10 protein-coding genes and 2 pseudogenes are annotated in these 11,586 nt (G+C 69.2%); all 12 read right to left on the bottom strand.

Going from position 1 to position 11,586, the window contains the following annotated elements:
• Positions 1-124: 124 nt before the first annotated feature.
• Positions 125-1,099: a hypothetical protein gene (locus ETD85_RS54040; protein ID WP_138697647.1), complete on the bottom strand. Its 975-nt coding sequence runs from the start codon at positions 1,097-1,099 to the stop codon at positions 125-127.
• The gene (locus ETD85_RS54045; protein WP_240780023.1) at positions 1,096-1,437 is read right to left on the bottom strand and encodes a PadR family transcriptional regulator; all 342 of its coding nucleotides are present in this window, start codon (positions 1,435-1,437) and stop codon (positions 1,096-1,098) included. Before ETD85_RS54045 ends, ETD85_RS54040 begins: the two co-directional genes overlap by 4 nt.
• Positions 1,438-1,633: 196 nt before the next feature.
• Positions 1,634-3,207, bottom strand: a pseudogene (locus ETD85_RS54050) (IS1182 family transposase).
• Positions 3,208-3,397: 190 nt separating this feature from the next.
• Complete coding sequence (locus ETD85_RS65215; RefSeq protein ID WP_240780024.1) at positions 3,398-4,129, bottom strand: recombinase family protein; 732 nt, start codon at positions 4,127-4,129, stop codon at positions 3,398-3,400.
• Positions 4,130-4,170: 41 nt separating this feature from the next.
• Positions 4,171-4,854 carry a response regulator gene (locus tag ETD85_RS54060; RefSeq protein ID WP_138697648.1) on the bottom strand — a complete coding sequence of 228 codons (684 nt, stop codon included), beginning with the start codon at positions 4,852-4,854 and terminating at the stop codon, positions 4,171-4,173.
• 15 nt (positions 4,855-4,869) lie between these two features.
• Positions 4,870-6,042 carry a sensor histidine kinase gene (locus tag ETD85_RS54065; RefSeq protein WP_138697649.1) on the bottom strand — a complete coding sequence of 391 codons (1,173 nt, stop codon included), beginning with the start codon at positions 6,040-6,042 and terminating at the stop codon, positions 4,870-4,872.
• Between the two features lie 110 nt (positions 6,043-6,152).
• A complete protein-coding gene (locus ETD85_RS54070) occupies positions 6,153-8,351 on the bottom strand; it encodes an MMPL family transporter (RefSeq protein WP_206059471.1) in 2,199 nt (732 codons plus the stop codon).
• A gap of 251 nt (positions 8,352-8,602) precedes the next feature.
• Positions 8,603-9,466, bottom strand: coding sequence for a DMT family transporter (locus tag ETD85_RS54075; protein WP_138697651.1), 864 nt, complete (start codon positions 9,464-9,466; stop codon positions 8,603-8,605).
• An 87-nt stretch (positions 9,467-9,553) separates the two neighbouring features.
• Positions 9,554-9,763, bottom strand: a complete 210-nt coding sequence (locus tag ETD85_RS54080) for a hypothetical protein (protein WP_138697652.1) — start codon at positions 9,761-9,763, stop codon at positions 9,554-9,556.
• A 162-nt stretch (positions 9,764-9,925) separates the two neighbouring features.
• Positions 9,926-10,402: a DUF4158 domain-containing protein gene (locus ETD85_RS54085; RefSeq protein WP_138697653.1), complete on the bottom strand. Its 477-nt coding sequence runs from the start codon at positions 10,400-10,402 to the stop codon at positions 9,926-9,928.
• 177 nt (positions 10,403-10,579) lie between these two features.
• Entirely contained in the window at positions 10,580-11,014 is a 435-nt protein-coding gene (locus tag ETD85_RS54090) for a recombinase family protein (protein WP_138697654.1), read from the bottom strand.
• 287 nt (positions 11,015-11,301) lie between these two features.
• Positions 11,302-11,586, bottom strand: a pseudogene (locus ETD85_RS54095) (N-acetyltransferase); the annotation flags it as partial.

Genomic DNA, 11,586 nt, shown 5'->3' on the forward strand with positions numbered 1-11,586 from the left:
GTCGGCGCCTGCACTCGGCGCTCGGCTACCGGCCACCCCTGGAGGTTCTCAACGAGGCCCTTTCAACCCCAGCGGCCGCATAGGCTGCACTCATAACACGGCTGTCCGGAATCACCGTGGCCCCTCAAGGTTGAGCCGCTTCGCGTGGCGGTGCGCTGGCGGTCTCGCGTCGGCCGGCGAGGTAGACGGTGATCCCAAAGACGACAAGGGCTGCACACACCATGCCGATCGCCTGCGCGACGCCGGTAAAAGATGACTCCCCCCACCACGACCACACCGCTACAAAGAGAACGAGCCTCAGCACGACGGGGAGGAAGACGGAGGCGAGCAGCACGATGCTCCTGCGCCCCAGCGGGGATCCTGCGGCCATCCCGCAAACGAGTGCTGTCAGGCCGAGCGGAACCGACTCCCACCACAGGACCGTGTTGGCCGCCAACAGCCGTATGACTGTGGTGGCCCCGAGAAAGACGGCGAACCAGATCAGGATTCTGCGTCGGCCGACCAGTTGCACTCCGCGTAGTGGATGGGCGGTTCCCGTCAGCAGCACGGCCACGGCCACGTACGGGAGCAGGAGCAGCCCGAGAGGGAGAAGCTGGCTGAAACCCCAACCCCAGTCATACGTCGGGATGATCATGTCCGTGCCGAGCCAGATGGTCCACGCCCAAGCCAGGCCGGCCGCAATCCACCTGTGATCATGCCAGGCGAAGACCGTGACCGCGACGTAGACCAGCAGCCCGAGCGTCTGCTCGACGACATCGCCCGTCGACAGCACCCCTGGCTCCGGTCCTCGCTGGATGTACATCCCAATCTCCCGGACAACCACGGGGAACTGCTGGATCAGCAGGACCAGCGGTGCGAGGACGGCGGCGACGCGGGCGGCGTCGCGCCAGCACATCAGAGACTGCGGACTGATGGGCCGTCGTAAGCGAATGGCGGCCGCTCCACCGATCAGGTCGGCCACGTCCTGCGGATGCGGACGGCGGCGGCCAGGCTCTGCCGCCGCCATGAGCACGCCGAGCATTTCCTCCTCGTGCCTGGCTCGGTGATCGCGAGGGTAGAGGCGGAGAAGCCGGCGGTAGTGGCGTTCCAGCTCGCTCACGGGGTCCCCCCGATGTGGTGGGTACGCAGCCGGGTGACCGCCGTTCGGGCGTTGCGCTGCAGCCGCGCCGCCTCCGCGGCCAGACGCCGGCCGCCTTCCTCGGTGAGCCGGTAGTAGCGGCGAAGCCGCCCGTCGACGATCTCCTCCCGGTCTTCGGTGATCAACCCCTCGGCCTGCAGCCGGTCCAGGGCGGCGTACAGGGTGCCGGCCCTCAGCCGGATCTCACCGTGGGAAATCCGCTCGACGTCGACGATGATGCCGTAGCCATGTTGGGGCTCGTGTGCCAGCGAGGTCAGGATGAGGAACGAGGGCTCCTGCAAGGCGCGTAACGTAGACACGGGATCTTTATATACCGATAGTCGGCATATAGGAAGAGTGTAGAAGGTGACTTCAACGCCCCGGCGAAGCCGCGCAGCGGCGTCTCCACGCCAGCGTCATCCTGAAACAGCTCCACGCCGCCGCCGTCTAGAAGATCACTGAAGATCTTGTGATGTCCGCTGTGTTTCTGAGCGGGGGATGGACCACGTGGGCTGGCTAGGCCGGGCCGGGGGTCAATGTCCAGATGCCGTCGGTCCGGGTGAGCCCGAGGTTGATCAGGGTTCGCAGGTTGAGGGCTGCGGCGCGGGTGTGGAGCCAGGCGTTGTTCTCGATGGTGCCGATGTAGCGTAATCGTCGGTTGCCTCGGGCGACGATCCAGGCGACGGCGCGTTCAACGGGTGGTCGCCAGCGGCGGTAGTCGGCCTGCCAGTCTGGATCGGTGGCGGCCTGGCGGCGGGCGGCGGCCCGCAGGTCGTGCTGCGGGCGGATCTGGACGACGCGGCCGTTCTTGGCGGTGGTGCACTGGTGCCGCAGTGGACAGCCGTCGCAGAGGGTGCCGAAGATGGCGCGTTTCTTGTCGGTGTGGCCGGACAAGCAGGTGGCGTGCCCGGCTGGGCAGGTGACGACGCCGGCGGCGGTGTCGATGGTGAAGTCGTCCAGGTCGAACCCGCCGGGGACGGCCGGACGCAGGGGTGCGGGTTTGATCACGACACGGTGGCCGGCCAGGGTCAGCGCACCTCGGCAGGCTCCGCTGGAGTAGGCCGTATCAGCGAAGACCTCGACCGGGGCGCTCTCCTCGTCCAGCAGATCGAGGGCCAAGGCGCCTTCATGGTGCGCGGCGCCGGAGCCGGGCCGCAACGCGACCGCGGTGAACAGGCCGGTCTCAGGTTCGATGGCCAGATGGGCTTTGAAGCCGTCCTGGCGGTGCGTGCGGGTCTTGTGCACATGCCGGGACTCGGGATCGACAGTGGAGACCATCCGATCGGGGGCGGTGCGCTGAGCGATGCGCCAGCGCCCGTCACGGCCGTCGGAGTCTTTGGCCGGTTCCACGTCCTGGCCCGCTACCAGGGCCAAGATGCCTACCGCGTTCGCGGCTTTGTCGCCCAATGGCTGCTCGGGCAGATCGGCCAGCAACCGGATGGCATCACCGACCAGCGCGTCCACCAGCACCGCCCGGGCCTGCTCGTCGTTCCAGGCGATGCGCGGCTTACTCGGATCGGCATAGTCATGGGCGGTGCAGCAGATGGCTGCGACCTGGGCCGCGCCGGGGACCTCGCGGATCACCCGGCGGATCGCGGCGATCAATTGGGTGACGGTGTCCTGGGTGGCCACCGCGTCGTCCAGGACCGTGGAGTCCAGCGCCCGCCGTTGCCTGCCCTTCAACGCACCGGTCTCGGCAACCACCTCGCGGACCGCCTCGAAGATCCGATTCGGCCGGCTGGAGCGGGACAGCCGGCGCCGGAAATAGGTCAGCAGCGACGGATCGAAGGCCGTGTCCAGCAGTCCCAGCCCACAGGCTGCCTTCCGCCGCAGGTCACACGCAATTCCTGGACGGCGTCGAAGTCCGACAATCCAGACAGCGCCTGCAACACCATCGTGGCCGCCAGCACCTGCGGGGGCATACTCGGCCGCCCATTCCCGGACGGATACAGGTCCGCGAACAGCGCGGCGGGAACCAGCTCCTGGCGATGCTCGGCCAAGAACGCGAACACGCTCCCCGCAGGGATCAACTCCCGGCAGGTCTGCCACACATCCGGCCCGATCAGTTCCCCTCTCCACTCGCCCTGCATATCGACGAGTCTGACCCCTCACCCGCCGCACGACCAGAGCCCAACATCTTCAGCGACGTTCTAGCCCCAGTACGGCCTCGACGCTTTGATGCAGCGCCGCTCGGTCAACTTGGCCTACGTGAAAGAAGAGATCATCATCCTCTGACCTGCTGGAAGGGTCCCATAACCCTAGATAAGGAGAGACGTCGCCTCAGTCGTCACCTACTTCCTCAGCACGAGCGCAGGCTTCGTCACCGTCAGACCCTCTTTGTCTGCGGCGGCTCCAGCATCGCCCAGGCCCGGCTCTGAGCGATGGTCGCGACAACGTGGTGGAGCTGAGCGCTTGGCCTGCGGGATCCTGCTGTCGGGCGTGTCGCACGCCCGAGGCGATCTCACGGAGACGGCCCCTGGCAACCAAACAACATACGCCAAGGCTGACCAACGGGCCTGACAAGATCATAACGTCCTGGCCTGCGGGAAGAGCCGAAGAACCCAAGATAACTATGTCATCGCGGCCCAGGCGCTTCATCTCGTACACGGTCACGATGACCCGGCAGTGCGGGGCGTGCGCCTTGATCTGGCGGGCCAGCGCGAGCGCGGCCTCGAACTGCGGGCGCACCCGCACCCGGCTGCTGATCTTCTCAGCGAAGGTCTTCTCCCTTGGGATGCCGTGCGCGGCGAGCGCGTCCAACTGCGACTGCAGCTCCTGGGTGAGGGTGGAGCAGCGAGCATAACCGATGCGGATGTCGGCGCTCGCGCTGTCCGGCGCGACCGCCGGCGGAACAGGCGTGCCGGGCCGCCACGGCTGCCCGGGCCCGCGATCGGCCGGGGTGGACACGCGCAGCAGCTTGAGCCATTTCAAGATCGACTCGGCCTTCGTGCACTGGTTGCGATCTTGCTCTGGCAATGGACCGTTTATGAGAATCGCGCCGTCCTCATACAAGCGGGACACGTCACCACGCGGCCCCCTGCGAGTGGGGAAGATCAAGGAGCGGGGCGTGGCGGTGGACGGACCAGACCGGACTGGTAAGCGATGACGACGAGCTGGGCACGGTCGCGGGCCTGAAGCTTGGTCATGGCGCGCTGGATGTGGGTGCGGACGGTGAGCGTGCTGAGGACCAGGAACTCGGCGATCTCGTCGTTGGAGCGGCCTTCGGCGGCCAGGGTCATCACCTCACGTTCTCGTGGGGTGAGTGCGGCCAGCCGCTCGTCGGGCGCCGTAGGTGCCCCTGGTTCGGGGGTGGTGAGGAAGCGGGTGATGAGGGAGCGGGTGGCCGCGGGGGACAGCAGCGCGTCACCGGCGGCGATGGTGCGGATGCCGTCCAGGAGCGCTTCGGCTGAGACGTCCTTGCCGAGGAAGCCGCTGGCTCCCGCGCGTAGCGCCTGGGCGACGTACTCGTCGGTTTCGAAGGTGGTGAGGATCAGTACCCGGGTGGCGGCCAGGTCCGGTTCGGCGCAGATCATGGTGGTGGCGGCCAGGCCGTCGACGTGGGGCATGCGGATGTCCATCAGGACGATGTCGGGGCGGTGGGTCCTGGCCAGCGCCACGGCTTGGGCGCCATCGGCCGCTTCGCCGACCACCTCCATGTCGGGGTTGGCGTCGATGAGCATGCGGAAGGTCGCGCGCAACAGGGTCTGGTCGTCGGTGAGCAGGATGCGGATGGTCACAAGGGTCGTCCCGGGTCAGTGCCGGATGGGAAGTTCGGTGGTGACGGTGAAGCCGCCTTCGGGCCGGTGTCCCGCCTCGAAGTGGCCGCCCGCGGCGTGGGCGCGTTCGCGCATGCCGATGAGGCCGAAGCCGTGGCCGTTGGGGGCGGGCGCTGTCGGGCCGGTGTCGTTGGTGATCGTGATGGTCAGCCGGTCGCTGCCGTAGGCCAGCCGGACGCGGGCGGCGGGTGTGGCGGCGTGCCGGGTGACGTTGGTGAGCGCCTCCTGCACAATCCGGTAGGCGGTCAGATCCACGCCCGGCGACAGCGGCTGTTGCCGGCCCTCGATGGTGACGTCGACGTCGAGCCCGGCGGAGGTGAGTGTGGCGGTCAGGTCCGGCAGTTGGTGCAGGCCGGGGGCCGGTTCCAGGGGGGAGTCGGTGTCGCCTGCCTGGCGCAGCAGGCCGACGGTGGCCTTCAGCTCGCGCAGCGCTGAGGAGGTGGTGCCGGCCAGTTCGGTGAGCAGGTGCTGCGCCTGATCGGGGCTGGTGCGGGCCAGGTAGGTGGCGGTGCCGGCCTGGGCGTTGGCCAGGGCCAGGTGGTGGGCGACCACGTCGTGCAGTTCGCGGGCGATGCGCATGCGTTCCTCGGCGACGCGGTGGCGGGCCTCTTCCTCGCGGGTGCGTTCGGCGTGCTCGGCGCGGGCCTGGACGGCCTGCAGGTAGGCGTGCCGCAGGCGGGTCACCGAGCCGGCGACGACCGGCAGGATGAGGCAGAAGATGGGGTTGATGGTGGTCAGCGGCCATGGGTGGTCGAACCGGTCGCCGAACAGCGCCGTCGGGACGATCACCGCGGTGGCGGTCAGGCAGTAGCCGAGAGAGACCCTGCGCGGGACCCGTATGGCCAGTTCATAGAGCGCGGCCATGACGGGGGCCAGCAGCAGCGGGGTGAGCAGGTAGCCGACGCCGCCGGCGGCGGCGGCGCACACCGCGGTGACCACGACCACAATGCGGGGGTGGCTGCGGCGCCACAGCAGGGCCAGGGAGGCGGCGGCGGCCAGTGGGATGGCTGAGGCCCAGTCCAGGCCCTCGGCGTAGGGGCGGCTGGCGTAGAGGGAGAGCGGGCCGGAGGCGGCGCACAGCAGTGCGATGAGCGTCGCCTCGACGAGGCGGGGGTGGTCTGTGGCGTACTGACGCCAGTCGAGGGTCATCGCGTGCTCCGGTCGGTTGCTGTGTGCCCATGGTCGGTGACCTGGGGCTTCGATGCCAAACGGGGCCCGACCGCTGAGTGCGCGGACGGGCCCGCCCGGGCGGTGGCCGGTCAGCGGCGTACCGGCTCCAGGCCCGTCGTCGCAGCCGCAATCGAGTCGTCGGCCGGCTCGGCCGCCAGGGCGGCACCCTCCACGTCGACGCGGGGCAGGAGCCGCTCCAGCCAGCCGGGCAGCCACCAGGCCCGCTCGCCGAGCAGGGCCAGCACGGCGGGGACGAAGGCCAGCCGGACCACGATGGCATCGAACAGCACGGCGACGGCCAGGCTGAAACCGATCATCTTGATCATGGACAGGCTGGCGCCGACGAACCCGGAGAACACCGCCATCATGATCAGTGCGGCCGCCACGACGACCCGGGCGCTGTGCCGGAACCCGGTGACCACCGCCTGGCGTGGCTCGTCCCCGTGGATGTGGGCCTCCCGCATCCGCGAGACCAGGAACACCTCATAGTCCATGGCCAGGCCGAACGTGATGCCCACCACCATGATCGGCATCATGCTGATGATCGGGCCGGTCTGCTGCAGGCCGATCAGGCCGGCGCCCCAGCCCCACTGGAAGACCGCGACGACCGTGCCGAGCGAGGCGAGCACCGACAGCAGGAAGCCGACGGCGGCCTTGAGCGGCACCAGCAGCGAACGGAAGACCACCATCAGCAGCAGGAAGGCCAGGCCGAGGACAACGGCCAGATACGGGATCAGCGCGCCCTGCATCTTCTGCGCGACGTCGATGTTGACGGCCGTGGTGCCGGTGACCATGAACGTCGCCCCCGTCCCGGCCTCAGTCGCCGGCCGCTGCTCGCGGATGAGGTTGACCAGGTCCATGGTCTGCTGGCTGGTGGGGGCGGTGGACGGGGTGGCGGTGAACATCGCGGTGTCGCCGGCCGGGTTGAACCGGGCCTCGGAGACCGACACGATCCCCTCGGTGGCGTCGATCTTGCCGGCGATGGCCTGCACCGCCGTTGCGGGCTCGGCGGCGTTGCCGGCGTCCACCACGATGGTCAGCGGTCCGTTGAAGCCGGGGCCGAAGCCCTCGGCCAGTTCGTCATAGGCGCGGCGCTCGGTGGTCGCGGTGGATTTGGTCTCATCGCCCGGCATGCCCAGTTGCAGGTCCAGCATCGGCACGGCCAGCGCGCCCAGCCCGATGAGGGAGGCGACGAGCACGGGCACCGGGCGGCGCAGCACGAACCGGGCCCAGCGGGTCCCCGCGTTGCCGGTCGTGCCAGCGGTCGCCGCGTGAACGGTCGTGCTCTTGCGGATCCGGCGGGACAGGACGGCGTCGGGGAAGAAGCCGAGTAGCGCCGGGACCAGGGTCAAGGCGATGAGCACCGCGACCAGGACGGTCCCGGCGGCGCTCAGCCCCATCTTGGTCAGCGTCGGGACGCCGACCACCGACAGCCCGGCCAGGGCGATGACAACGGTGAGCCCGGCGAAGACCACCGCCGAGCCGGCGGTGCCCACCGCCAGGCCGGCCGCCTGCCGGGGCGCGTGCCCCCGGCCTCGCTCCTCGCGGTAGCGGGAGACCACGAACAGGGCGTAGTCGATGCCGACCGCCAGCCCCAGCATGGACGACAGGCTGCTGCTCGTCGTCGACAATCCGAGCGTGGCGCCGAGGGCCATGATCGCCACCATGCTGATGCCGACCCCGAGCACGGCGGTCAGCAACGGCAGCCCGGCGGCCACCATCGACCCGAACGTGATCAGCAGTACCAGCGCGGCGATCACGATGCCTGCCATCTCGCTGAGGCCGCCCGCCGCCGTGGGGGAGGCCAGCACGGACCCGGCGGCGTCCACCGTCAGGCCCGCGTTCCGGGCCTCGTCGACGGCCTGCTGCAGGTGGGTCTTGGTGTCGTCGGTGAGTTCTTTGGACGGCACCTTGTAGGTGATGCTCGCATACGCCGTGGAGGCGTCCTGGCTGACCGTGCCCGCCCGGAACGGGCTCACCGCGCCGGCGACCTGGCTGCTGCCCGCCGACGCCTCGGCCACCAGCTTCTCGATCACCGCCCGGTTGTCGGTGTCGGTGACCTTCTGCCCGTCGGGAGCGACGAAGACGATCTTGGCGGTGGCCCGGTCGGCGCTGTCGGAGGCGCCCGGGAAGCGCTGCCTCATCAGGTCATAGGCGTTCTGCGCCTCGATGCCCGGCATGGAGCCGGTATCGGGTGGAGGGTCGCCGGCGGTGGTCGAGGCGAACGCGACAGCGCCGAAGATCGCCAGCCAGACGATGGCGACGTACCAGCGTCGCCGGAAGGCCATACGGCCGAGTCGATAAAGGAAAGTAGCCACGGGACGGAGGTCTCCAGGTGTTGAGAGAGGTACCTCGCCAGGCTTCCGGGCGCCGGCCTGTCCCGTCGTCATGCGGTTGCTGGCACTTGGCCTACTGGAATCGCAGTACCCGCCGCCCCCAACCGCGCCGCGGCCGAACGTATGGCGGGGGAGTCTGTCACGTTCTCGCCGCCTGGCCGAGCCCGCCCGTCCGCAGGATCCCGGTGGCGACGGATCCGGGATTACGAGGTCCGAGACGCCTCAGCCGGACAAGCTGGGGTCGCAGCCGCCGCAGAGGCGCCCGCGGGGTGGGATTGGGCCGCCAGGCCGACGACGCCGCGGACGGTGGCGAAGGCGAACACGACCGCCAGGACGGCTCCAGCCGCACCGAAGCGGACGCCGTCACCCAGCAGCCACCACCCGATGGCGCAGGCGAGGACAGGGTTGACGACACTGACCATGGCCAAGGGGGCGGCCAGCCCGGCGCCACGGTAGGAGCGCTGGCTGAGGATCTGCCCGGCCAAGGACAGCCCTGCGACGATGCCGCCGGTCAGCAGCCACCTGCCGGTGAGCACGCGATCGGGCGCGTCGGCCAGGAGGGCCTTGGTCAACACTGATGCGGCCCCGAAGGCGATTCCCGCCGCTGCCGAGAGCAGCAGACTGCGCGCGAGCGGCGCGCCCACGTGCCGGGCGGTGAGCGCCAGCGTGCCGATCACCGCAACGACGCCGCCGGCCAGCCACAGCGCTGCGGAAGCAGATAGGGCGCCCGTCCCAGGAGCGGTGAGGATGAGCAGCCCGGCCAGAGCGGCGACGGTGAGCCACGCCTGCCCCCACGCGGCCCTGGCCACCCGGCCGCGCCGCCGCGCCGCGGCGATCGGCAAGGCGAAGACGAGCGTGAGCGCGCCCAGCGCCTGGACCACGCCGACGGCGCCAAACGGCAGCGCCGCCACATGCAGCCCGGCACCGGCCCCATTGAGCAGCAGCGGCACGGCCCAGCGACGCACACCCCGCCTCACCTCGGCGTAACGCTCCTGGACCACGGCGGCAACCGCATACGCGATCGAGGACAGCACGGACAACACGATCAGCCCTATCAGGTCACTCACCGCGCGGCCCCCCACCAGCAGCTCTCGGTGTCCGACAAGGCTCCGAGCCGACCGATTCGCCCGACGTCGGCCGCTGAGTGGCGGGAACTACCACCCCGCGTACCCGCCGCTCATGCCCGCCAGCATCCACAGCGCCGTCACGTGCAACCCGGCCCCGACACCGGCCAGCAGCAGCGGCACCAGCAGGCGGTGCACCCTCGCCGTCGCATCGGCGTCGTTCTTTCGCGCGCGAGCGGCCGCGACGTATCCGATCCCGGACAGCACAAAAAGAACGGTCACCGACACCAGATCACTCATCGCGGGCTCCGGGCCTGGCCGTCCGCAAGCTGCTCGACATGGACTCCAGGCTGTCTGACCCGACCGGCCATGTCGTCGTGCCAGTGCAGGCCGCGCTCCTACTGCCAGGGCAGTAGGAGCGCGGCCTTACGGCATGTTGAGAGGGAACATGCCGGGCCGCCGTCAATCCTCGTCGTCGGCGTCGTCGGCGTCAGGATCACGCAAGGCCCGCCGCCCGTCACCCAGCTGCGGACGCTGAAAAAAAATAGCGGCCGTGCACATTAATGTGTCGCCTGATAAACGGGCGAAGTCCTTCAACCCGCACGCCTTGGCAATCTCCCAGGTGTGCTCCAGCCGCGTCTTGTTCCGCTCGGTGTAACGCTTCACGCAGGACGGATCCTCGATCCCCAGCTGGGCGGCGACGACATCCAGGACCTCGTTAGGCACCTTCAGCGGATCAGCCAGAAAGCACCCCAGATAGCGAACGGTCACGAGCTGGAGAGCGAAACCGTACCTGATGTGCCGGCCACGATGTCCCTTGATCAGGGCCACGTCCACGTTGTCGAGAAAGAAGATCTTCTCCATCTCGGCCCGGGAGGGCGGAGCGTCGTAACGGCCGTACTTCGCCGCTTCTGAGCCGCTCAGGAAGTCGACAGGCATGTACGCGACGTATGACCCAACAGACACAGCGTCATCAGAGCAACACAGCCGGTACCAACCGCTACCTACCGTCACACAATGTAGATCAAAGTTGCGCTGCGAGATCGAACGGAATCCGGCGCGAGCTCATCTGAAAGAGGGAGATAGCAGGGGGCTCGCTGACCAGCGAGAACCCCGCTAACGCCGGATTCCGTTCCAAATCTCTCTAACCCTCGCCTCGGCGCCGCGTTCGCTCTCATAGAGCCGCTCCATCCGGGCGAACATGGCCAGCAGTGCGACGGTCGTCTCGGCTGCCGGACCGGGCAGGCTGGTGTCGATGAGGAGTGGGTCGGCAAGCGTGCGGAGTCCGATGCCCTGCTCAGTCAGCTCGTGAGCGAGGGGGAGGCACTCGTATGTGGTGCTACCCAGCCGGTCCAGAGTCTCCACGGTGATCCGGTGACCGGCGTGCGGTCGGACGTGCCGCAGCAGGTCCTCCCAGCCCTCGCGGCTGCCGCCGGTGCATCGCCGATCTGACCAGATCAGCCCCTCCGGCACGCCCGCAGCCTTCAGCGCCGCGACCTGCGTGATCAAATCTTGCCCGCTGGTCCTGAGACGGGCATAGCCGAAATCCATGTCATCTCACCCGCCCCAGCGGACGCCACGACCATACGGGTTCAGCATCCCCCTTGGACCAGCATCCGTCAGCGGGTGGCCATATCCGGACAGAACGTCGTGGCTCGTTGATCGACGGCTTTCGGGTGGCGGCTGTGCGTTCGATCAGGGTCATCAGGCTCGCGCCGGCGGTCGCACCGGGCCGACCGAAACGCTGGCCGTTGTGGCTTCCCCGGTCGGTCAGTGATGCCAAGCCCCCGGCGGGGCAGCGGCGGGCCGCGTGGTGGCGCCTGCCGAGATCACAGTGCTCAGGCCAGCGGGTGGTGCACCCACACGTTGGGTTCGGCGTAGACGGCGTGGTCGTGGGCGAGGCTGGCGTGAACGGGTGCGAGCGCGCCGGGCACGATGACCGGGCCGTCGGCGTCGAAGGGCAGGCCGGTCCAGTGCCGCCATTGGGCCAGTGATCCGGCTACGAGCATGGAGGTGGGGGCGATGCCGACGATGTGGCCGCCGGCGCGTACGTGGGTGCGCAGCCACGGGTCGTCGGGTAGCCCGTCGGTGGGGCGGGTGCGGGCGGCGTATTCGCTCATGGG

Source organism: Nonomuraea zeae (genome assembly GCF_005889725.1).
Taxonomy (GTDB): Bacteria; Actinomycetota; Actinomycetes; order Streptosporangiales; family Streptosporangiaceae; genus Nonomuraea; species Nonomuraea zeae.